The following is a 22,298-nucleotide window of genomic DNA, read 5'->3' on the forward strand; positions in this document are numbered from 1 at the left end:
ATGACGACACGACGGACCGAGCGGTCCGCGGAGGTCAACTCAGCAGCGGATCACCTGTAGTTGCAGATGGGAGTACATGGCCCACGGCGGCGGACGACCCAGGATCGTCGTACGGCGGCGAGCGGTGTCGACGATCCGCGGAAGCGCCGCAAGCGACCAGAGCAGGAGAACGAGAACCACGGCCGGGAGATCGACGCCCGCCGCACGGATGAAGACGCAGTCGTGCGAGTGCTCACCGCAGTCGTCGGTTCCGGTCATCTCCGGGGCGGACGTCAGCGTCGACGATGCGGAGAGCGTCGAATGCTCGGCATGGTGCGACATCCCGCTCTCGCCACCGGAAGGCCCGCCATGACCCGACACCACCGTGTGCATGAGCATCACGGCGAGAGCGAGTACGAGAACGAGTGCGCGGCGCCAGACGACGGCGCCACGACCGGTTCTGCGGCGGCTGCTCACGGTGCCAGGTTACGAGATCAGGATGCCGTCGTCGACGCCCTGGCGTCGTCGGGACGCCGATCGTCTCCCGAATCCGCCGCTGCTTCCTCGGCGGCTCGGCGTCGTTGTCGCGGGAGCAAGATCTTGCGGTCGATGATCTGGTAGGTCGCGATCACCGCGGCGGCCAGCAGCCACCCGAGCACGATGTCGAAGATGTAATGCTCGGCGGTGTACACCAGGGCGAACGCCATAGCGAGGGCGTAGCCCATGAACACTGTCTTGCCGAGCGCCTTCACCCGCGGCCACATGAAGAGCGCGAGGAGCATCGTCAGACCCGCGTGCAGCGACGGGATCGCGGCGACCAGGTTGGACTTGCCCTGCCCGACCTCGACGAGGTTCGACGCCGCGTGGATGTTGAGGTAACCCCAACCGCGAGCCGAGATCCGTTCGACGTAGGGGTTGGCGTCCGGGTACTCGTTGTCCAGCGGCCCGAGCAGACCGCCGGGTTCCTTGGCCTCAGGCGAGTACATGCAGATCGGGTCGCGCGGGAAGTCCTGGACCTCGGCCGCGGTGCATCGCGCGGCGGCCCACGGCGGGGCGCCCGGGACGAGGGTGTACCCGACCAGGGCGAGGAAGGTCGTCGCCACGAAACACGCCGCGTAGCGTCGCCAGGCGGCGCGGTCCTTCAGCCACAACACGGCCGCGACCGCGTACGGGATGATGAAGTACGACATGTAGACGATGCTGACGATGACCTCCCACCAGGGCGGACTCGCCTGCTTGAGGTGCTCCTGCAGCCAGGCCGTGGGATTGACCCCGCCGGTCAGCCAAGCGTCGAAATCGATCGCCAGATGCCAGTGGGTGGGCATGTCGACGATGCGCGCGACGTCCCGGGTCCAGTCGTAGAGGATCAGGATCAGCGCGAACGGCGCCCAGTCGATGAGGATCGTGATGAACTTGCGCCGGCCGATACAGGCGGCCGCGAGTCCCAGACACATCAGGATGATCAGGCGCGTGCGGTCGAAGGCCAGACCGTAGAGGGCGACGTGCACCGCCATCAGCACGATCCAGGCGCCGATCGCGATGCGCCGGACCATCGTCAGATCGCGACGGCTCTCGGGATCGGCTTCCATCTCGGCGGCGGCGGCAAGGTCGTCGAGGATCGGTTCCACACCCGCGCGCCCGGTGTCGTCGCGGTCGGTGTCCTCACGACCGGTGGCCACCACGGAGTCCTTGGTGTCGGAGGTGGTCGTCTCGGCGCTCTCGCGCTCGTCGCGCTTGGAGGGTCTGCCCGGCTGCGGGACGCCCACCGTCTCGTCGACACTCACCCGACACAACCCCGCCCGTCACACCCCGCAGGGCAACCACCCACTTAAACTGCCGTCAGTGTAATGGCCATCTGTTGTTCGCGAGCCAAGCCGACGGCCAGGCATGTCGGATTTGAGCATTTCCGGCGCCGCGACCCAGGGCGAGGGGTCTCCGCCAGCGGTTTTCGCCGGACACCTCGCCGATCAGGGTGTTGTGGATCACACTGGAGGGCGTCGATCCCCTGAAGGAGGTCTCGGTGCCCAATCGCTACCTGCGCTACGGCGACCAGCGCTACATCATCAACAAGGAGGCGGAGGCCCGTCTCAACCGCACCCTCGACGCGGTGTACGCCGACGGAACCCGCGGTCACGAGTGGCTGAACCTCTATCACGACAGCGCGGCACCGTGTCGACTCCTCATCGCACCCGGAGTCCCGATCACCATCGAGACCGAGCCCTGCCTGGGCGACTGATCTCCCGTCGCCGCGGAGAGCCGGTTGGACGAAGCAGGTGACCGCCCCGGCGTGTCCCCGTGATCCATGACGACGGGCGCGTCCGCGTGTCAGGGCGGGCCACTATCGTTGTCGCATGCGCATCGGAGCCCATCTTCGCGAGGACGCCGACCCCTTGGCCACTGCCGCCGAGCTCGGGATCGATGTCTTCCAGATGTTCGTCACGGACCCTCAGAGCTGGAAGAAGCCGCAGCCGAACCCGCGCGCGGCGGAGTTCCGTGAGTCCGACATCGACGTCGTCGTGCACTCGAGCTACCAGATCAACGTCGCCAGTCTGAACAACCGGCTGCGGATGCCGTCGCGCAAGGCCGTCGAGCAGCAGGCCGCGGCCGCCGCCGAACTCGGCGCCTTCGGGCTCGTCGTCCACGGCGGGCATCTGCGCGACGGGGAGGACAGCGCCGAGGGATTCGCCAACTGGCGCAAGCTGTTCGACCGCCAGGCCGACAAGGGCGGCTTCGGCGTCCCGATCCTCATCGAGAACACCGCGGGCGGCGACCACGCGATGGCACGCACGCTCGAGTCCATCGACCGTCTGTGGGAGGCGGTCGGCGACTTCGACCAGGCCGGCTTCTGCCTCGACACCTGCCACGCCTGGGCCGGCGGCGAGGATCTCGTCGGACTCGTCGAGCGCGTCCGTCAGATCACCGGCCGGATCGATCTCGTGCACCTCAATAACTCTCGCGACGAGTTCGACTCGGGCCGCGACCGACACGCCAACCTCGCGTCGGGCCACATCGACCCCGAGGTGCTCGTCGCCGTCGCCGAGGCGGCGGGCGCACCGGTCATCCTGGAGACACCCGGCGACGGCATCCCCGACGATCTCGAGTACCTGCGCTCGGCGCTATAAGACGTCGATCACGACAGATTCCAGGCGGGCGCCGGCGGAGTCACCGGGTATGCGGCGACGTTCATGACGACCGTCCCGTCGCAGGGCCCGCCGTCGATCGTGGTCCGCCACACGCCCTTCAGCGTGCCGTCGCCCTGCGGGGTGTAGGTCGCGATCGACGTCGCCGGGCGCCACACCTTCGGCACACCCGCGCCCTGCCAGCAGTCCCATTCCCAGTCATAACGATGCACCCAGGATCCTGCCTCCCAGGTGTAGCGCGGCGGCTGCGGCAGCGTCGGATTCGCGGGTTTCGGCCCGTCGATCACCGTCGCCACGCACGTACCGCCGTCGCACGATGTCCTGAAGGTGTAGTCGTCGGAGAAGTCCGGCTCCGCCTGCCGGGCCGCGAGGCTCGTTCCGGTCTTCGAGGCGGCGAACCGCTTCAACGAATACACGCCGTCCCACGAGGGCGTCGCCGCGGCGTCTGCCGGGGCGACAGCCACCAGAAGTCCGGCGGCCAGGGCGACGATCGAGATCACGACGCTCACGAAACCTGTCGCGCCGAGACGTGCGGGTCCGATCACCAGTCTGCGCATTCGTTCATTGGAACGTACTCGCGGTTCCTGCGCCGGCGTTGCGGATTTCTCGGCGCTCCGGGTGCACCAACGGGCGCAGATCACACATCTTCCGATTGATCCGGCGGGGATATGGGGCTACCCTTGGGTTACCGACGAGTAACATAGCTCGGACCGAACAGCCCCTCATCCGGCCGGTACGCGCACAACCGTGAGCGATCGGACCGGGTCGAGGACGCCATCGCAGACGGCCACACCAGACAAGGAACAACCATGGGCCATTACAAGAGCAACATGCGCGACCTGCAGTTCAATCTCTTCGAACTGTTCGAGCTCGACAAGGTACTGGAGTCCGGCGACTTCGGGGACCTCGACCACGAGACCGCCGTCGACATGCTGCGCGAGGTCCGTGCGCTGGCCGAGGGCCCGATCGCCGAGTCCTTCGTCGACGCCGACCGCAATCCCCCGGTCTTCGACCCCGACGAGCACACCGTCACGATCCCCGAGTCCTTCAAGAAGTCCTACAACGCCCTGGTCGAAGGCGGCTGGGACAAGATCGGCATCGCCGAGGAGCTCGGTGGCCTCCCCGCCCCGCGGTCGCTGTACTGGGCCATCGGCGAGATGATCCTCGGCGCCAACCCGCCCGTGTTCATGTACGCCGCCGGCGCGGGCTTCGCGAACATCTTCTACAACAACGGCACCGACGAGCAGAAGAAGTGGGCTGCCATCTGCTCCGAGCGCGGCTGGGGCGCCACCATGGTGCTGACCGAGCCCGACGCCGGTTCCGACGTGGGCGCCGGACGCACCAAGGCCGTGCAGCAGGAAGACGGTTCCTGGCACATCGACGGTGTGAAGCGATTCATCACCTCGGCCGATCAGGACATGACCGAGAACATCTTCCACCTGGTGCTCGCCCGCCCCGAGGGCGCCGGCCCGGGCACCAAGGGTCTGTCGCTGTTCTTCGTGCCCAAGTACCACTTCGACTTCGAGACCGGCGAACTCGGCGAGCGCAACGGCGTCTTCGTCACCAACGTCGAGCACAAGATGGGCATCAAGGCGTCGGCCACCTGTGAGGTCACCTTCGGACAGCACGGCACCCCCGCCAAGGGCTGGCTCGTCGGCGACGTCCACAAGGGCATCGCGCAGATGTTCGAGGTCATCGAGCACGCGCGAATGATGGTGGGCACCAAGGCCATCTCGACCCTGTCGACCGGTTACCTGAACGCGCTCGAGTACGCCAAGGAGCGCATCCAGGGTGCGGACATGACCCAGATGACCGACAAGTCCGCACCGCGCGTGTCGATCACCCACCACCCCGATGTGCGTCGTTCGCTGATGACCCAGAAGGCCTACGCCGAAGGTCTGCGCGCGATCTACCTCTACACCGCGTCGCACCAGGACACCGCCGCCGCGAAGATCGTGTCCGGCGCCGATCCCGACATGGCCCACCGCGTCAACGATCTGCTGCTCCCGATCGTCAAGGGCGTCGGCTCCGAGCGTGCCTACGGCACCCTCGGCCACGAGTCGCTGCAGACGCTCGGCGGTTCGGGATTCCTCCAGGACTACCCGATCGAGCAGTACATCCGTGACTCGAAGATCGACTCGCTGTACGAGGGCACCACCGCCATCCAGGCCCAGGACTTCTTCTTCCGCAAGATCATCCGCGACAAGGGCCAGGCTCTCGCGCACGTCGCCGGACAGATCCAGAGCTTCATCGACTCCGAGGCGGGCAACGGCCGGCTGAAGACCGAGCGGGCACTGCTGAAGACGGCGCTCGACGACGTGCAGGCGATGGCTGCCTCGCTGACCAACGATCTGATGGCGGCACAGGAGAACTCGGCCGAGCTGTACAAGGTCGGACTCGGATCGGTCCGCTTCCTGATGGCCGTCGGCGACCTGCTCATCGGCTGGCTGCTCCTCCGCCAGGCCGAGGTCGCCCTCGCCGCTCTCGACAACGGGGCCTCCGACGCCGACAAGTCCTTCTACGAGGGCAAGGTCGCCGTGGCGAGCTTCTTCGCGAAGAACATGCTCCCGCTACTCACCTCCGTCCGCGTCACCGTCGAGAACATCGACAATGACATTATGGAGCTCGACGAAGCGGCCTTCTGAGACAAATCAGAGTCAGACGGAAGGCCGCCCGCCGAGGGACATCATGGAGCTCGACGAAGCGGCCTTCTGAGCCCGACCAAACCGAGAACTCCCACCGGCGAATCCGCCGGTGGGAGTTCTTCTTTGCGTCGAGCCCGCGCACATCGCGGCTCCGACCCCGCGGTGCGGCATCGTCACTCGATCACGCTGAAGCAATAGCCGACGGGGCGCGGTTTCTCCGCGAAGTAGGTCCCGTCCGAGTCGGGACATTCGGGCTCCCCCGTGGCCTTGCTGTCCACGCGGATGTTCGTTCCGCCGGAAAACCGGCGACCCACAGTCGATCTCACGAATGTCGGCGAGCGCGGTACCACCGGTCGCGGACGGGATGTAGTAACAACGACCCTCCTGGTACACCGGCGCCAGACAGAGCGCGCCCTCCTCGCCCGCGACCCAGTAGCGCGAGTAGTTGGGACCGCAGAGCCCTTGCGTGATGGACTTCTCCGCGACGACGTAGTGGAAGTCGGTGTCGCCGCAGGACACCTCGTCGGCCTTGAGGGTCTCCGGCTCCGCCGTCACGACGATGCACTCGCCGGCGTCGACGTCACTGGTGTCGGTGACCCCACCTCCCTGCGCCGACGACACCAGCACCCGCGCCACGCCACCGGCGATCACGATCAAGAGCAGCACCCCGACGATTCCCAGCGCGACCCACAGACCGGTGCGCTTCTTCTTCGGTGGCGGCGGGAACGGCGGTCCGGGCGGGTACATCCCGCCCGGCATCGGACCCGGGTACGGCTGCGGCGCGCCGTAAGGCCCCTGATTCGGTGGCGGAGCACCGTAGGGCTGATTCGGTGGCGGATACCCGCCGTTCGGCGGGTACTGCCCGGGTTGCGGTTGTGGCCCGAATCGCGGGTCCCCCGGCTGGTATGGCGAGTTGGTCACGCCGCGAAGACTACCGCCACCTGCCGCCACGTCCAGGGCACCGATGAACCTCGACTCGACTGATGGACTTCGATTGAAGTCCATCAGTCGAGGTGAGGTTCGCCGGTCCGGCGGCGGGAACCGTACCTTTGTCACCCCTCGGAACTCATGGACGCAGGCTGGTCACTCCAGGAAGGTGAGGCAGTAACCAGTGGGGGTCGGCTTCGGGATGAAGTACTTCGACTGGCCTTCGGGGCACGTCGGCTTGCCCTCGGCTTTCGAATCGACACGAATGTTGGTTGCGCCGGGAACCACAATCGGCTCGGCGCAATCGATCTCGCGAGTCTCGGCGATCGCGACGCCTTCGGTGGCAGCGGAGAGGAAGTAGCAGCTGCCGAGGTTCAGAACCTCCGCGAGACACAACCCGCCGGCCGCAGACGGATACTTGGTCGAGAACCAGAACTTCGCATACTCCGGACCACAGCTCTCCCTGCCGGTCGACATCGAGACCACGACGTAGCGGAATTCAGAACCTGAGCACGAGGCCCGCTTCGGGATGAGCGAGCCCTGCCTGACCTCCATCTGGACGCATTCACCTATGGAGATGTGGCTACTACTGGTCAGCACTCTGCTGGGCGGGATCGATTCTCCCAGTCGATGGACGCCAAGGCCCGCCACCGCGAAAACCACAATACCGACAACACCGAGCGAAACCCACAACCAGGTGCGCTTCTTCTTCCGCTGCGGCGGCGGGAACGGCGGGCCTGGTGGGTACATGCCTCCCGGCATCGGACTGCCGTAGGGACGCGGCGCCGCGTACGGCCGGTTCGACGGATAGAAGCCCGGGTGCGGAGGATAGTGCCCGGGTGGGGGTTGTGGTCCGACTCGCGGGTCCCCCGACTGATATGGCGAATTGGTCACGCGCGAACACTATCCCGAACCCCCCGATCACGGACTTTCGTATCCACCTGTCGATCCGTGACCGATGGGGCATCGGCGTATCGAGTCACCGACGAACCTCAGCTCGACTGATGGACTTCGATCGAGGTCCATCAGTCGAGCTGAGGTTCGTCAGTGGGGCGCGGTGACCGGATGGCAGCCCAGGCGTCGTGAATTCGTCTGCGGCTCAGGCATCCCTTCCCGACCGCACCCGCTCGACCACTTCCGCATAGAAGGTGGTGTTCAGGAGAACCATGGCCGTCACGAATCCACCCTCGCTGCCAGACCGTTTCGACCCCATGGACGACTCTATGGTCACCGTGAACTCGCGGATGTCGCGGCCGTCGGTGGGCATGACAGAGGTCGCGTCTACGCGAATGTCCTTCAGCAACGCCGCGGTCGACTCGACCCGACTTCCCGCGTGATGCGCCGTGATCCGTAGGTCCTCGGGTGCGCCCGAGAGTTGACGGACCAGCCAGTTGATCTTGGTCTGCGGTCGCCCTGCCCGCGGGGCTGCGGTTTTCAACGAGCAACCGATACGCCCGCGGCCAAGGTCTGCGTGCATTGCCACCGGTCCAGCCGCTCCGGATACTCGCAACAACGCGAAGAGCTCCCCTGAATCGGCCAGTTGCCGAGCGCGGCTGACCGAATCGACTCGACTCGCCGGGGCTTGTGCAGTCACGCGCTGCCCGGTCAGTGCGCTGAGCCGGAGCGCGACGTGGCGGGCCAGACGATCGAATCTGTCGCACACGTCCGACGTCGAGTCGTCCGACGCGCCGACCGTCTTGTTCTTGACCGCTTCCCGGATCTTGACCCACTGCTTACCCATGTCGTCGAAGGTCCGCATACCGGACTGGCTGTCGGCGGCGTACCAGAGGAGTTCCTCGAGCAGGCGAGCTCGCACCCTGTCGCCGACGCCGACATGCTCGTGCACGATCATTGCCTCGGCGAGGATCTCCTCCCACGAAAGATGTTTCAGGACAATGTTCTTCGAAGGTCGACTCTCGACGGCGAAAGGGTGGAGATCCGGGGAGGCCATCAGGTCGCCGCTGATCGTGATCACTGCGTCGAACGACTTCGCCTTGGCCAGTTTGAGGTAGGTTCCGACCTGATCCCCGGTCAGCTCCGCCCGGCCGGTTTTCACTTCGACAAGTGCTCGCCACACCTTGCTACCGCGACTCACCTTGATCAGTCCATCGGGGCGCACATCCTCACCCGACATCGAGAATCGAACTTCGGTGAATGCTTCGATACGTCCTCGCGGCGCTCCGGTCTGGCTGAGTACCGCGCGGCCGAACTCGGGGACCGTTTCCATCGTGGCCAACAGAATGGACGTCGTGCGCATCTCTTGTTCGGCGGCCGACTTGATGCCTGCAGATGGAAAGAGGCGCGCCCGCTTCCACTCCGACTCAACCTGTCGAGGTAGATATGCCAGAGTTCTCGACGCCCAGTCTTTCGGCAACGGCGCCGGGCGTCGTTTTCGGCCGATCGAGACCTTCGTACCGGGCTCACTCAGTGAAGGTGCGGTTTCTTGCACGGCGTCATCGGCACCCGGCATTCCGGTGTCGGCGGCAAGAGCCGCCTCGGCCGAACTTGCGTCAGGGACCGACCCGGCAACGTTCTGTTCCGTGTCCGGTTCCTCGTCCTCACCAGTCGAATCCAGGCTGCCGTCGACAGACTCTGTGTCGTCGACTTCGATCCCATGGTCGGAAACCAGGGCCTCGAGCCCTCCGTCGTAACCCTGACCGACGGCTCGGATCTTCCAGGCATCGTTGCGTCGGTATATCTCGCCGAAGATCAGCGCGCGTTCCGACGACAGACCTTCCATTGCGTGCACGACGAACGGAGCATCTGGCTCGTCTGCATGGGCGACGTACATGTTGACGAGCTCGGCGTCTCCGAAGCTCGCATCTGTCCGAGGGTCTGTGCTGGCCGTGACCATTATTCGCGCGACCGAATCGGGTATGCGCGCGAGATCGACCTCCACGGCATCTTTCTGACTGAACGAACTGCCGTCCGGGTCCTGCTGATGCACCTCGTGCGAGACCAGCCGTACAGCGCCTCCCACCCCCGTGGGCTGGTTGTAGAAGATCAGGTCGTCATTGGACCGCACTTGACCGTCGTCACCGAGGATGAGGATGCCGGCGTCGAGCCCGATCTCCTTGCCCGCAGCCGCTTCGGTCTGGATGACGACCACCAGCCGCGGTGAGTTTTCGCCGGCGACTTCGTCGACGGATACGTTTCCACCCTTGGACAGCTCACGAAGCTCCACCTCGCCAACCTATTGGCAACACCCTGGTCGGCGTGTGGCAAATCGGACAAGTGGGTCGAATTCGAGGCCCATTCGATTGATTGGAGGATCGGTCCCCGCACATCCGCGGGCGAGGAGATCAGACCGCCTTCTTCCGCTTCCGCTGCCTGGCCCGGGCGGAGACCGCGGCGCCGAGGAGGATCATCCGCATGGTGCGCTCGGCGGCGTCGGCGAGGAGCTTCTCTCCGTTGGCGACTGCCTCCGACAAGGGCATCGGTACCGTGATGATCGATGCGATCGCCCCGATCCCCACGTCGTGGACGGCGGGCGCACCGTGTCCGAGCGAACCCGCCAGCGCGACAACGGGCACACCCCGCAACTGGGCGCGGCGGGCCACCTCCGCGGGCACCTTGCCGCGAGGGGTCTGGAAGTCGATCGAACCCTCTGCGGTGATCACCAGATCCGCCTTGCCGATCCGATGATCGAGGTCGATGCCGGACAGCCCGGAATCGAGTAGTGCGTCGAACCGCGAGCGCAGTTTCCCGCCGGCTGCCGCCAGGCCCGCACCTAGTCCACCCGACGCGCCGGACCCGGCCCCCTGCCGATAGTCGATGTCGGCCAGCCCATCCCGCTGCAGTATGTCCGCCCAGACGTCGAGCGCCGCCGACAGCGAGTCGACCTGTGCGGGCGTCGCCCCCTTCTGCGGCCCGAAGACGCGGGCGACGCCGCTCGGTCCGCAGAGGACGTTGTGCGGGTTGCCCGCGACCACCACCTCGGTCTCACGCAACCGCGGATGCAGGCCGGTGAGATCCAGCGACGCCGCGCGCGCCAGTTCGTTTCCGCCGCAATCGATCTCGTCACCGTCATGGTCCAGGACGCGCGCACCGAGCGCCTGGAGCGCACCCGCGCCGCCGTCGCATGTGCCCGAGTCGCCGCAGCCGACGAGAATCGCCGACACCCCCGCGTCGAGGGCCGCGGCAATCAGTTGTCCCACTCCGTAAGTGGTGGTGGCGGCGGGATCTCGCTGCCCCGCCGGAACGAGTGCCAATCCAGCTGCGGCGGCCATCTCGACGACGCCGATGCGGTTCCGACCGACGCCGACCTCGGCCCAGTGCGACTGCACCGGCTCACCGGTGGGGCCGCAGACGGTCAGCTCGTGGAGGCGCCCGTTGCCCGCGGCCGCCAGGATGCGCGCCGTTCCCTCCCCGCCGTCCGCGATCGGTGCGATGTCGACGCGCACCCCGGGGAGCGTGCGCCGCACCCCCGCGGCGATGGCGGTCGCCACCGACACGGCGTCGAGGCTCTCCTTGAAACCACTCGGGGCGACCAGGATTCGTTGCGGAACTCGGACAGACATCGGCACTCCTGTTGATCGATCGGACAAGGTTTTGTTGACGGGAGGGGAACTGGCGCCCGGAGGCACATTCGGGACAGTCGCGGCGATGCGACGGTCAGGACGAGAGGAGGGGCAGACCCAGGTAGGGCCAGACCCAGAACCCGAAGATGATGAGCAGCACCAGCGACACCGGCGCGAGCAGCGCCGACATCGTGAGCAGGTGTCGGGGTTCGTAACCGGGGACGTCGTCGCTCGCCGCGAACATGGCGACCGGTTTGGCCGAGCTGGTGAGGGTGATGCAGAACCCGGCGGCCGCGGTGGACAGGAAGGCCGCGGCGACGGGGTCGACCCCAATGGCCGGGGCGGTCACCACGATGATCGGGATCAGCACCGCCGAACGGGCTGAACGGGATTGGATCACCAGATGCGCGAGCAGCGAGACGATCGCTGCGACGACGACGAACACCATCGCCGCCGCCGGCCCGGTCTCGGCGATGGACCCGAAGGCCTGATCCGCCAACCACTCCGCGGCACCACTGGAATTGAGCGCCATCCCCAGCGCGAGGGTGGCGGCCATGAACAGCAGGAGCGTCCACGGGACGGTCTTCAGCGCCGCGCCCAGGGTCGTCGCGCCGACCGCCGGCGCCGACGCGGCCAGCGCGCCGAGCACCGCGACGATGGCCGGGTCGACGCCGTGCAGGGGTTCTGAACACCACAGCACCACAACGAGTCCGAGAATGACGGACACTCGTCGTTGAGCAGACGTGAGCGGTCCGGAGGTCGCCGTCCCGGTCGCTGCGAGAGCGGTCGGCGGTACACACAGCGGACGTGCTCGTTCGGCGTGATCGGTCATCAACCACAGTGCCGCCTCGGCCGCGAGATGCGACCACACGAGGGCCAGGGGGATGCCGAGAACCGCCCAGTGCAGGAATCCGATACCGCTACCGGTTGCTGCCGAGACGATCTCGACGGTGATGAGGTGCGCGCCGGCACCCAGGAGCGATCCCACCGCCGAGAAGAGGATCACCATCGGGAAGACCAGAGCGAGGCAGAGCACCAGGCGGGGCCGGTCACGCAGGACCGCGGCAAGCGCGAGGAAGATCGGAAGAGCAAGGGCCGCACGCCCGGACGTCGCCGGGATCGCGAACGTGGTCAGCAACAGGGCCGCGGTGATGAGATGGACCAACTGACGAGGCGTCCGGGCCCGGCGGACGACACGCGCCGACACACGAGCCGACAGACCTGACGCCGTGATCGCGGCCGCGATCACGAAAGCACCGATCAGCAACCAGATCACGCCGGAGCCGAGCGTGCCCGCGAACGTGTTGGCGTCGATGATGCCGAAGACCACCAGAGCGATACCGCCACCCAGCGCGACATAGGTGTCATCCAGCGGCGAGAAGATCCACGCCCACACCGCGATCAAGAACACGAGCAGGGTGACGACGGCGTCGAAGGACAGCTCGCCCGACCATCCGGCGTGACCGACGAACGCGCCGGCGACGACCACGACGACGAGTCCTGCTGTCGCCCAGAGTGACAGCAGGCCGCCGAGGGTGTCCCGCAGGGAGCGTCGGGGCGGTGGCGGCACCACCTTTCGCACCGGTGGACGCGTCGCGTACATCGTCACCGGCCCCGGGTGTCCCGGGCCTCGGTCGATCGTGTGCGGAACGTTCATGGCGACCACTCTGCGGTGCCGGCGTGACACCTTCATGAGGCGCGAATGAAAGTTCTTTCACGGAAAGAACCGGTGAACAGACGGCAAACCCACCACCGGATCGGGCCGGCGGTGGGTCTGCGCGGTTACCCCAGTGGTGTGTCGGATCTACTTCGGTGGCATCCGGATGCCGCCGTCGACGCGGATGACCTCCGCGTTCATGTAGCTGTTGGTGACCAGCTCGACGACCATCGAGGCGAGCTCGTCCGGCGCACCCAGGCGATGCGGGAACAGGACCGACTCGCCGAGCTTGGCCTTGAACGCCTCAGCCGCTTCGCCTTCACCGTAGATCGGGGTGTCGATCAGACCGGGGGCGATGGTGTTGACGCGGATGCCGACCGCGGCCAGGTCGCGCGCGACCGGGAGGGTCATGCCGACGACGCCGCCCTTCGACGACGAGTACGACGCCTGGCCGATCTGGCCGTCGAAGGCTGCGACGCTGGCCATGTTGACGATCGCGCCGCGCTCGCCGTGGCCGTCGAGCGGCTCGTTGCGGCTCATGGCGGTGGCCGCGAGACGGATGCAGTCGAAGGTGCCGATCAGGTTGATCGCGATGACCTTCTTGTAGGCGTCGAGGTTGTGGGCCGACCCGAACTCACCGTCGCGACCGATGGTGCGCTGCGCCCAGCCGATGCCGGCCGAGTTGACCAGCGCACGCAGCGGGCCCAGTTCGGTGGCCGCGTTGACGGCGGCTTCGATCTGTTCGGTCGAGGTCACGTCAACGGCGACGAACTGTCCGCCGATCTCCTTGGCGAGTTCCTCGCCCTTGTCCGCGTTCAGGTCGGCGACGATGACCTTTGCACCCTTGGCCGCCAGCTGGCGAGCCGCAGCCGCGCCGATGCCGGACGCGCCACCCGTGACGATTGCACTAGCTCCATTGATATCCACGCCCCGGAGCCTATCGAGCGTTCTATCGCTCGGTAAAGCCCTTCGGGGAAACACCCCGCATCGAAATCCTCCACATCAGATCACCCCGCGCCGAACCACCCCGGGGTCAGACGCACTTCACGATGGGTTCGGGCGCGTAGCGGACGGTGCGGGTGGACCGATCGATCTCCCGTCCGGTACGCGCGTCCTTGATGATCCGGGTGTCCGATGCCGTGAAACCCTTGCTCCCGCTGCTCGGGATGCAGTCGTCCCCGCGCGGAACGCGGACTCGCGGCGGATCGGTGGGGGCAACCCGCTCACCCGTGACCGACTCGACCTCGAACGCCTTCGTTCCCCAGAGCCGAACCGTCACCGACGACGGCGACCAGGCGGTCTCGATCAGCACGCCGTGCCGCGTGTTGTTGCGGAACTTTAGGTCGATGGCGCCTTCGAACACGGTCGCCTCCCGCGCCTCCGGGTACCGCGAGATGTAGTACGCGTGCTCGGTGTGGTCGACGTCTTCGAGCCCGGCGAAATAGGTCGCGTTGTACAGGGTCGTCGCGAACTGGGAGATCCCGCCGCCGACCGCGTTCGACGCCCGACCGTGGTCGATGATCGTCGACTCCACGTACCCCTGCTCCGCTCCGCGCGGCCCGGTGTGCCCGTTGAGCGAGAACACCTTTCCGGGCAGGACGAGGGCCCCGTCGACCTCGGCGGCGACGAGCCGGATGTTCTCCCCGGAAGCGCTCGAGAAGCCACCGGTGGTGTACTCGCTGATCAGTTCGGTGACCCCGAGCTTGCGCGCGGCATCGGTCGTGAGCTTCGGCTCGACGTCGTCGTAGACGACCTCGACCCTGCGATCGCCACCGTCGGCCGCCGCACTCGTGGCGACGGCGGCCAGGGTCTTCGGCCAGTTGATCGCGGCGCCGTCGACGCCCGGCACCACCTGCGGACGGCCGGACGCCAGACTGAACGTCGCGCTGACGGGGGCCCGTTGCGAGGCGTCGAGGTCGGGGGCGAGGATCTCGCGCCCCACCTTCTCGTCGGCTCGGGGGGTGAGCCCGCCGCGGCCGTCGGGCCCGAAGGTCACCATCGACGCCAGGTCTCCCGCGGGCACCTCGACCGTCCGTTTGCGGCGGTCCACGAGACTCACGGGAGCCGCGACCACCCGTTCGGCCGGTCCGGCGACGGTCGCGGCCACGACCTCGGCGCTCACCGTCGGCGAGAAGGGTTCCATGGGCAGGTCGACGGGGGCGCCGTCCAGCCAACGGTCGACGAGGGTCGCGGCGGCAGCGTCTCGCGCGATGCGTTCACCCTTGGCGGGCTGATACCCGACGGGCTCGGTGCCGTCGTAGTGCACACCACCCTCGACCGCGGCCTTCTCGAGTGACGCGCGCTGGGCGTCGAGCGCCGCGTTCATCGCCGTCCGATCCAGCGTGACGACCGGCTCGACGTCGAAGTCGCGGCCGAACAGCGCGGCCAGACGGACGAGCGGATTGCGCGGTTGCTCGAGGAGACGAGCCCGCGTCGCATCGGCGTCGTATGTGAGTCCCAGCTCGGCGGGCGCGACCTCGGCCGAGCCCTCCGGCGTCCGCAAGACGACCGGTTGTCGCGAGCGCGCCGTCAGCTCGTCGAGTACGGAGGTGAGTTCGGCGGAGTTCCGACCGCCCGCATCGATACCGCCGACGACGGCGTTGCGTGGGGAATCGGAGCGGGTGGCCACGAACTCCGCGGCGAGGACGAGCGTGATCACGGCGACGACGGCGAGCACGGCGCGTAGCGCGAATCGTGCTCGGCGAGAGCCTGGGGTCACAACTCCATCCATCGGGGCTGGCAGCTCGGCGGGCTGACGACTTACCAATCAGGGGGTGGCCGCAGAACTACGGTCGGGAAAGCAGGCGCTCCGGCCGAGCTGTCGGGTCGGGGGTCTGACAGCGCAGCCGGAGCTATAGACATATTTACGCTACTTTTCGGCCGGAGGCATCCCCGGACGGCCGATTCTGTCGAATATGTGACGAAGTACCCCGATTCGTCCCACGAAAGTGAGACGGATCGGCCGATCAGTCGCCGATCCGTCTCACTTACCGGGATTCCAGCTCTCGATGATGTCCGCTTCGGGTCGTCAGCCCTCGATGATCGCGGTGACGCCCTGGCCGCCCGCGGCACAGATCGAGATCAGCGCGCGACCGCCGCCGTTCTCCTTGATCTGCTTGGCCGCCTGCGCGACGATCCGGCCGCCGGTCGCCGCGAAGGGGTGACCCGCCGCGAGCGACGAACCGTGGACGTTGAGCTTGCTGCGGTCGATCGAACCCAGTGCCGAGTCGAGGCCGAGGCGCTCCTTGCAGTACTCCTCGGACTCCCAGGCCTGCAGGGTCGCGAGGACCACCGACGCGAAGGCCTCGTGGATCTCGTAGAAGTCGAAGTCCTGCAGTGTGAGCCCGTTGCGGGCGAGCAGACGCGGCACCGCGTAGGTCGGGGCCATGAGCAGCCCGTCCGGACCGTTGACGTAGTCGACCGCCGCGGTCTCGCTGTCCACGAAGTAGGCGAGCACCGGCAGTCCGCGGTCGGCGGCCCACTCATCGCTGGCGAGCAGCACGGTCGACGCACCGTCGGTGAGGGGCGTCGAGTTGCCCGCGGTCATCGTCGCGTCGCCGAGCGAGACACCGAAGACCGGCTTGAGCTTGGCGAGCTTCTCCGCGGTGGAGTCGCCGCGCAGGTTCTGGTCGCGGGTCAGGCCCAGGAACGGGGTGATGAGGTCGTCGAAGAAGCCGGTGTCGTAGGCGGCCGCCATGTTCTGGTGGCTGCGGGCGGCCAACTCGTCCTGGTCGGCGCGCTTGATGCCGAACTCCTTGGCGGTGACGGCGGCGTGCTCGCCCATCGACATGCCCGTGCGGGGCTCGCCGTTGCGCGGGATCTCGATGCCGAGCTTCGTCAGCAGCTTCGCGGCGCCGAGGATCTGGTCCTTGGTGCTCCGCGCGCGATTGACCTCGAGCAGCTGACGACGCAGGCCCTCGCCCACGGCGATCGGTGCGTCGGACGTCGTGTCGACGCCACCGCCGATCGCGGCGTCGTAGCGGCCGCGGGCGATGCCGTCGGCGACCGTCGTGATGGCCTGCAGTCCGGTGCCGCAGGCCTGCTGGATGTCGAAGGCAGGGGTGTACGGCGACAACGCCGAACCGAGCACCGACTCGCGGATGAGATTGAAATCACGGGCGTGCTTGAGCACGGCGCCGCCGGCGACCATACCGAGCTGCTCGCCCTGCAGGTTGAAGCGGCTCACCAGGCCGTCGAGCGCGGCGGTGAACATCTCCTGGTTCCCGACCCTCGCGTACGCCTTGTCCTGGCGTGCGAACGGGATGCGGTTGCCGCCCAGGATCGCGACGGGACGATCGCTGCGGGTCTTCGGCTTGCTGGTGGGGTTGGACTGTTCGGCCACGTCGATCTCCCAAGGGTCGGGTGCGGTATCTATAGCGTATTCTTACTCATCAGTAAGTTCGTTGTCGAACGACAGTCAGAGGAGATCAACGTGGCCGCCAACGGAAACACTGGCCTGTACTCGAGCTTCGTCCATTCCGCGCCCGGCGCATTCATCGCCAAGCAGGCCGGGTTGCCCGTCCCGCCGCCGCTGCGGCGCTACAAGGCCTCCGAGCCGCCGCTGCCCGGCCCCGTGCTGCTCGGCGGGTCCGGCCGGCTCGTCGAACCGCTTCGCGAGATGCTCTCGACCGAGGACTATGACCTCATCCAGAACGCCACGACCGGGCGCAGCGCCGACAAGTACGGCGGCCTGGTCTTCGACGCGACCGGCATCACCACTCCCGCCGAGCTGCGTCAGCTCTTCGAGTTCTTCCAGCCCGCGATGCGTTCGACCGCGGCCTGCGCGCGCTTCCTGGTCATCGGCACCACGCCGGAGCTGGTCACCGACCCCTCCGAGCGCGTCGCGCAGCGCGCACTCGAGGGCTTCACCCGCTCGCTGGGCAAGGAACTCCTGAAGGGGTCCACCGTCCAGCTCGTCTACGTCTCCCCCGACGCCAAGACCGGTCTGACGGGCCTCGAGTCGACCGTGCGCTTCGTGCTGTCGGCGAAGTCGGCCTTCGTCGACGCCCAGGTCATCCGGGTCGGCGGCGCCGACGCCACCGCGCCGAAGAACTGGGACCGCCCACTCGAGGGCAAGGTCGCCGTCGTCACCGGTGCCGCCCGCGGCATCGGTGCGACGATCGCCGAGGTCCTCTCCCGCGACGGCGCGCACGTGATCGCCGCCGATGTCCCGCAGGCCGGGGACGCGCTGTCGGAGACGGCGAACAAGGTCGGCGGCACCGCCTTCCCGCTCGATGTCACCGCGGCCGACGCCGGCGCGAAGCTCGCCGAGCACGCTCTCGAGCGTCACGGCGGCATCGACATCATCGTCAACAACGCCGGCATCACCCGCGACAAGCTGCTTGCCAACATGGACGACTCCCGCTGGGACGCGGTCATTGCGGTCAACCTCATCGCACCGCAGACCCTCGTCGAGACGCTGCTCGAGAAGGGTGCTCTGCGCGAGGGCGGCGCCGTCGTCGACGTCTCGTCGATCGCCGGCATCGCGGGCAACCGCGGCCAGACCAACTACGGCGCCTCGAAGGCCGGTGTCATCGGCCTCGTCGACGCCTACGCGCCGATCCTCGCCGAGAAGGGCATCACCATCAATGCGGTGGCGCCCGGCTTCATCGAGACCAAGATGACCGCGGCCATCCCGCTAGCCACCCGTGAGGCCGGCCGCCTGATGAGCTCGCTGCAGCAGGGCGGTCAGACCGTCGACGTCGCCGAGACCGTGGCCTACTTCGCCAACCCGGCGAGCAATGCCATCACCGGCAATGTGGTCCGCGTCTGCGGCCAGGGATTCCTGGGGGCCTGATGGGCAAGACGATCACCCTCCCGTCCGCACCCGGCACCGCCGAGCTGTACGGCAAGGCGGTCACCGCGCTGCTGCCCGGCATCGGCAAGCCGCCACGGGTGCCGGCCGACGCCACCGCACCCGAGACGCGTTACCGACTCGACGGCGTGCGGGTGGATTCGACTGCGCTGCAGGCGTATTGCCACGCGACCGGGCAGCGGTTCGGCGGTACCCTGCCGCTGACGTACCCGTTCGTGCTGCAGTTCCCGGTCGTCATGAAGCTCATGACGTCCGACGAGTTCCCGTTCGGTGCCGTCGGTTCGGTACACATGACGAACACCATCGAACGTTCGCGGCCCATCGAGGTCGGTGAGCCGCTCGACATCGTCACGCATGCACAGAACCTGCGCGAGCACCGCAAGGGCATCCTGATCGACGTCGTCAGCGAGATCCGCGTCGGATCGGAACTCGTCACCACCCAGACGGCGACGTTCCTGAAGCAGCAGCGCACCAGCCTGTCCGACGAGCCGCGGGGTCCTGAACCGAAGTCGAAGACCCCGCCGCCGCCGGACGCCATCCTGGCCGTCGACCTCAAGCGGATCCGCGAGTACGCCGCAGCCTCGGGCGACCGCAACCCGATCCACATGGGCAACCTGCCGGCGAAGGCCTTCGGCTTCCCCAAGGCCATCGCCCACGGGATGTGGAGTGCCGCAGCAGCTGTCGCGAACGTGGAGGCGCAACTGCCGGACGCGGTCACCTACGACGTCAAGTTCGGCAAGCCGATCCTGTTGCCCGCCAAGGTGAACCTCTACACCCGCCGCATCGACGGGAAGGGGAGCTTCGACATCGCGATCCGCGACCGCCGCAAGGGATTCCCGCACCTCACCGCGACGACGCGGGAGGGCTGAGGGCCCTCGCCTTTCGCTCCCGCGGTCTCGTTTCCGTCTCGCTTATTGGATCCAATCAGCGGATGGGAAGCGGGGCCGCGGGAGCGTTTGCGTTGCACCTCAGGTGTCGACACTTCAGGCGTCGGTACCGACGCCCTTCAGGCCGCGCCAGGTGATGCCGACGAGGAGGCTGGTGGCTCGCTCGAGGTCGACGTCGCCCTCGGTGATGCGGTCGGCGACGGCCTCGGCGGCACCGACGATCGCGACGGCGGTGAGTTCGAAGTCGATGTCGCTGTCGACCTCGACGGTCGTGCCCGCCTTGATCAGCTGGGCGACCATCTCGGTGACCCGCTGGCGGCTCTCGGAGACGATGCCGGCGAAACCGGCCGTGCCGATGGCGACGCGGTACAGCACCCGCCAGGACTGCCGGTGCTCATGGACGAAGCGGAGGAACTCGCGGATGACCGTGACGGCCTGCTCACGCTGCGACAGCGACGGGTCGAAACCGACGCTCATCGCGTCGATGAACAGACCGGACTCGCGGGCGATGCACGCACTGAACAGTTCGTCCTTCGAGCCGTAGTACAAGTACAGCATCGGCTTGGAGATCTGCGCCTCGGATGCAATGGCGTCCATCGAGGTCTCGCGAAAACCGTTCTGCGCGAACACCTTGACGGCAGCATCGAGCATCTGTTGCTCGCGCACCGCGCGGGGCAGGCGCTTGGTTCCGCCCGACATGACCGCCACCTCCGTTCACGACAACCGTTCCGACCGACGATATCAACAACTTACCAATCGGTAAGGTGAAACCCCCGTCGACGCGGGGTCTCAGCAGGTCAACAGTTCACCACACCCTTGGACCGCAGGATGCGCACGACCTTGTCGTCGAGGCGGGCCGGCGCGAGGCGACCGGACGACACCGCACGCTCCAGGTTGTCGAGCACCGAACCGACACGGTCGGTGGACAGCCACAGCGCAACGTCGCCACCGGCGAGGATGAACTTCTCCACCGCCTGCTCGATGGGGTACTGCGCGCTGATCGCGGCCATGCCCGACAGATCGTCGGAGAAGATCACGCCGTCGAAGCGCGGACCGTCGTAGCCGACGCCGGTGCGCAACATCTGGATCGCGGGCCGGCTGATGCTGGCGGGCAGTCCGCGCGTCAGGCCGGGGACGATCAGGTGGCCGACCATCGCGCCGGCGGTCCCGGGGTCGCGCAGGAGAGTCCGGAACGGCACGAGATCGCTGTCCTGCAGCTCGGCGAGCGACGGGACCGTCACGACACCGAGGTGCGAGTCACCCGAGCCGTGCCCGTGTCCCGGAAAGTGCTTGTACACCGGCGTGATTCCCGCGTCGGCCAGTCCTGCCGCATAGGCGCCCGCGTACTCGGTCACGACCGCCGGGTCGTTGCTGAAGGACCGGTCGCCGATCACCTCGTTGTCGGACTCGTCGCTCACGTCGGCGACCGGCGCGAAATCGACGGTGACACCGAGGCGCTTGAGCTTGCGGCCCACATCCGCCGCGATCGCGCGCACCTGCTCGGGCGTCTTGGTCTGGGCGAGTTCACGGGCCGAGGCGTGGTCGATGCCGAGCGCGGACAGGCGCGACACCCGCCCGCCCTCCTGATCGACGGTGACCATCAGCGGGATCGGCGAGTTCTGCGAAATACGTGCTGCCGCACCGCTCGTCAGAATCGCCTTGTCGGTCCAGCTCCCGACGAAGATCCCGCCGATCTCCTCGTTCTCGACGATCTGCTGCGCGTCGGCCGCCCCGGTGACGCCGACGACGATCAGCTGCGCCAGCTTCTGGCGTACGGACAGTTTCGCGAGTTCGCTTGCACCACAACTGTTTGCGACCGGAACGGTCGTCGGCGACGCCGACGAAGACGTCGAAGCGAGCGACGACGCCGAGTACGAGGGAGTCGGTGGCGGTGAGTCCGGCGTCGACGACGCGCACGCCGCCAGCGCCGCGCACAGTACGGCGACCGTCCCTGTCGTCATCGCATTCCGGATCCAGTTGTCACGGATCCCTTCGCGACGAATCCGTCGGGGTCTGCGAGTTGGGCCCATGGCACGAGTCTGGCATGTAGTCTGAGCCAATGGACGTGGGGTCCGATTCGTCCGGGTCCGCCACCGCCGGGCGCGGTAGCGGCGGCAACAGTGCCGCACAAACACTGATGATCGCCTATGACGGGTCACCGAACGCCGACCGCGCCATTCGCTACGCCGGACAATTTCTCCGCGCGCAATCTGCAGTGGTCGTCACCGCCTGGCAGCCCGGCGGCATGACGCCGGCACGTATGTCCACCCTCGCCGGCGGGATGCAGCCGTTCATCGACACCCAACTCGACGCCGGCGTCGACCAGGCGCTCGAAGACGAGGCCGCCTCGATCAACGAGCGCGGCGTGACACTCGCCGCCGAGTGCGGACTGACCGCACGCGGATCGCTCGTGGAGGTGGAGTCGACGGTGTGGGGTGCGCTCGTCGCCGCCGCCGAAGCGCTCGACGTCGATCTCCTGGTCACCGGAACGCGCGGGGCGTCGGGACTCAAGGCACTGCTGCGGTCCAGCGTCGCCGAACGGGTCCTCAAACACTGTCATCGGCCGGTGTTCATCGTGCCCGCGAAGTGCGAGAAAGAACCGCAGGTCACGTTGTAGGGGATCTCTGCCGGGCAGGGATCTCTGCCGAGGTCACCAAGTGGCTTCGACACGGCGCCTCGCTTCGCTCGGGGCCGGCTCAACCAGCGGGGGGTGGCTTCGACACGGCGC

Annotated in this window: 19 protein-coding genes; 6 read left to right on the plus strand and 13 right to left on the minus strand. The window is 67.4% G+C overall.

All coding sequences use genetic code 11. From position 1 onward, the window contains the following. Nucleotides 1-39: 39 nt before the first annotated feature. Together GR168_RS20770 and GR168_RS20775 are read right to left on the minus strand one after the other, a co-directional pair. Nucleotides 40-456 (minus strand): hypothetical protein, encoded by a 417-nt coding sequence (locus GR168_RS20770; protein ID WP_159371592.1) that lies wholly within the window; start codon nt 454-456, stop codon nt 40-42. 17 nt (nt 457-473) lie between these two features. Beyond that, on the minus strand, nt 474-1,763 hold the full coding sequence (locus GR168_RS20775; protein ID WP_238994957.1) for a phosphatase PAP2 family protein: 1,290 nt from the start codon (nt 1,761-1,763) through the stop codon (nt 474-476). A 236-nt stretch (nt 1,764-1,999) separates the two neighbouring features. Here GR168_RS20775 and GR168_RS20780 point away from each other — a divergent pair, with 236 nt between their 5' ends. Further along, nucleotides 2,000-2,215 (plus strand): hypothetical protein, encoded by a 216-nt coding sequence (locus GR168_RS20780; RefSeq protein WP_058252309.1) that lies wholly within the window; start codon nt 2,000-2,002, stop codon nt 2,213-2,215. Nucleotides 2,216-2,330: 115 nt separating this feature from the next. Further along, entirely contained in the window at nt 2,331-3,101 is a 771-nt protein-coding gene (locus tag GR168_RS20785) for a deoxyribonuclease IV (RefSeq protein WP_068971224.1), read from the plus strand. An 8-nt stretch (nt 3,102-3,109) separates the two neighbouring features. Here the strand turns inward: GR168_RS20785 and GR168_RS20790 are convergent, their stop codons facing one another. Then, nucleotides 3,110-3,676, minus strand: a complete 567-nt coding sequence (locus tag GR168_RS20790; protein ID WP_058252212.1) for a hypothetical protein — start codon at nt 3,674-3,676, stop codon at nt 3,110-3,112. 252 nt (nt 3,677-3,928) lie between these two features. Between GR168_RS20790 and GR168_RS20795 the strand changes: the two genes are divergently transcribed. Further along, nucleotides 3,929-5,764 carry an acyl-CoA dehydrogenase gene (locus tag GR168_RS20795; protein ID WP_159371593.1) on the plus strand — a complete coding sequence of 612 codons (1,836 nt, stop codon included), beginning with the start codon at nt 3,929-3,931 and terminating at the stop codon, nt 5,762-5,764. Nucleotides 5,765-5,776: 12 nt separating this feature from the next. On the opposite strand, the gene GR168_RS24030 is transcribed toward GR168_RS20795, so the two are convergent. The 8 genes from GR168_RS24030 to GR168_RS20835 all read right to left on the minus strand — a co-directional run bounded on the left by GR168_RS24030 (nt 5,777) and on the right by GR168_RS20835 (nt 17,210). Then, nucleotides 5,777-6,685 carry a hypothetical protein gene (locus tag GR168_RS24030; protein WP_238995116.1) on the minus strand — a complete coding sequence of 303 codons (909 nt, stop codon included), beginning with the start codon at nt 6,683-6,685 and terminating at the stop codon, nt 5,777-5,779. A 162-nt stretch (nt 6,686-6,847) separates the two neighbouring features. Continuing rightward, nucleotides 6,848-7,453: a hypothetical protein gene (locus tag GR168_RS20805; RefSeq protein ID WP_238994958.1), complete on the minus strand. Its 606-nt coding sequence runs from the start codon at nt 7,451-7,453 to the stop codon at nt 6,848-6,850. A 337-nt stretch (nt 7,454-7,790) separates the two neighbouring features. Beyond that, a complete protein-coding gene (locus GR168_RS20810) occupies nt 7,791-9,875 on the minus strand; it encodes a TerD family protein (protein ID WP_159371595.1) in 2,085 nt (694 codons plus the stop codon). A 118-nt stretch (nt 9,876-9,993) separates the two neighbouring features. Then, complete coding sequence (locus GR168_RS20815) at nt 9,994-11,211, minus strand: glycerate kinase (RefSeq protein WP_159371596.1); 1,218 nt, start codon at nt 11,209-11,211, stop codon at nt 9,994-9,996. A 94-nt stretch (nt 11,212-11,305) separates the two neighbouring features. Then, the gene (locus tag GR168_RS20820) at nt 11,306-12,868 is read right to left on the minus strand and encodes an SLC13 family permease (RefSeq protein ID WP_159371597.1); all 1,563 of its coding nucleotides are present in this window, start codon (nt 12,866-12,868) and stop codon (nt 11,306-11,308) included. A gap of 147 nt (nt 12,869-13,015) precedes the next feature. Further along, nucleotides 13,016-13,795: an SDR family NAD(P)-dependent oxidoreductase gene (locus GR168_RS20825; RefSeq protein WP_058252218.1), complete on the minus strand. Its 780-nt coding sequence runs from the start codon at nt 13,793-13,795 to the stop codon at nt 13,016-13,018. A gap of 106 nt (nt 13,796-13,901) precedes the next feature. Beyond that, entirely contained in the window at nt 13,902-15,599 is a 1,698-nt protein-coding gene (locus GR168_RS20830; RefSeq protein ID WP_238994959.1) for a VanW family protein, read from the minus strand. Nucleotides 15,600-15,896: 297 nt separating this feature from the next. Further along, a complete protein-coding gene (locus GR168_RS20835; RefSeq protein WP_058252220.1) occupies nt 15,897-17,210 on the minus strand; it encodes an acetyl-CoA C-acetyltransferase in 1,314 nt (437 codons plus the stop codon). Nucleotides 17,211-17,300: 90 nt separating this feature from the next. On the opposite strand from GR168_RS20835, the gene GR168_RS20840 reads away from it, so the two are divergent. Continuing rightward, a complete protein-coding gene (locus tag GR168_RS20840) occupies nt 17,301-18,665 on the plus strand; it encodes a 3-oxoacyl-ACP reductase (protein ID WP_159371598.1) in 1,365 nt (454 codons plus the stop codon). Next, nucleotides 18,665-19,552 (plus strand): MaoC/PaaZ C-terminal domain-containing protein, encoded by an 888-nt coding sequence (locus GR168_RS20845; RefSeq protein WP_159371599.1) that lies wholly within the window; start codon nt 18,665-18,667, stop codon nt 19,550-19,552. The genes GR168_RS20840 and GR168_RS20845 overlap by 1 nt, the downstream gene beginning before the upstream one ends. Before the next feature lie 114 nt (nt 19,553-19,666). On the opposite strand, the gene GR168_RS20850 is transcribed toward GR168_RS20845, so the two are convergent. Further along, entirely contained in the window at nt 19,667-20,269 is a 603-nt protein-coding gene (locus tag GR168_RS20850; RefSeq protein WP_058252311.1) for a TetR/AcrR family transcriptional regulator, read from the minus strand. A 98-nt stretch (nt 20,270-20,367) separates the two neighbouring features. Further along, nucleotides 20,368-21,531: a glycoside hydrolase family 3 N-terminal domain-containing protein gene (locus GR168_RS20855; protein WP_159371600.1), complete on the minus strand. Its 1,164-nt coding sequence runs from the start codon at nt 21,529-21,531 to the stop codon at nt 20,368-20,370. 98 nt (nt 21,532-21,629) lie between these two features. On the opposite strand from GR168_RS20855, the gene GR168_RS20860 reads away from it, so the two are divergent. Next, the gene (locus tag GR168_RS20860) at nt 21,630-22,187 is read left to right on the plus strand and encodes a universal stress protein (RefSeq protein ID WP_058252224.1); all 558 of its coding nucleotides are present in this window, start codon (nt 21,630-21,632) and stop codon (nt 22,185-22,187) included. The last annotated feature ends 111 nt before the right edge of the window (nt 22,188-22,298 follow it).

This window comes from Gordonia sp. JH63, assembly GCF_009856645.1.
Taxonomy (GTDB): Bacteria; Actinomycetota; Actinomycetes; order Mycobacteriales; family Mycobacteriaceae; genus Gordonia; species Gordonia hongkongensis.

What these genes read in the sequence shown, in the direction of transcription:
- GR168_RS20815 (WP_159371596.1), bottom strand. Translation starts at nt 11,211, where the DNA reads ATGTCTGTCCGAGTTCCGCAACGAATCCTGGTCGCCCCGAGTGGTTTC.
- GR168_RS20830 (WP_238994959.1), bottom strand. Translation starts at nt 15,599, where the DNA reads ATGGATGGAGTTGTGACCCCAGGCTCTCGCCGAGCACGATTCGCGCTA.
- GR168_RS20855 (WP_159371600.1), bottom strand. Translation starts at nt 21,531, where the DNA reads ATGACGACAGGGACGGTCGCCGTACTGTGCGCGGCGCTGGCGGCGTGC.
- GR168_RS20860 (WP_058252224.1), top strand. Translation starts at nt 21,630, where the DNA reads ATGGACGTGGGGTCCGATTCGTCCGGGTCCGCCACCGCCGGGCGCGGT.
- GR168_RS20850 (WP_058252311.1), bottom strand. Translation starts at nt 20,269, where the DNA reads ATGTCGGGCGGAACCAAGCGCCTGCCCCGCGCGGTGCGCGAGCAACAG.
- GR168_RS20785 (WP_068971224.1), top strand. Translation starts at nt 2,331, where the DNA reads ATGCGCATCGGAGCCCATCTTCGCGAGGACGCCGACCCCTTGGCCACT.
- GR168_RS20820 (WP_159371597.1), bottom strand. Translation starts at nt 12,868, where the DNA reads ATGAACGTTCCGCACACGATCGACCGAGGCCCGGGACACCCGGGGCCG.
- GR168_RS20805 (WP_238994958.1), bottom strand. Translation starts at nt 7,453, where the DNA reads ATGCCGGGAGGCATGTACCCACCAGGCCCGCCGTTCCCGCCGCCGCAG.
- GR168_RS20790 (WP_058252212.1), bottom strand. Translation starts at nt 3,676, where the DNA reads ATGCGCAGACTGGTGATCGGACCCGCACGTCTCGGCGCGACAGGTTTC.
- GR168_RS20795 (WP_159371593.1), top strand. Translation starts at nt 3,929, where the DNA reads ATGGGCCATTACAAGAGCAACATGCGCGACCTGCAGTTCAATCTCTTC.
- GR168_RS20845 (WP_159371599.1), top strand. Translation starts at nt 18,665, where the DNA reads ATGGGCAAGACGATCACCCTCCCGTCCGCACCCGGCACCGCCGAGCTG.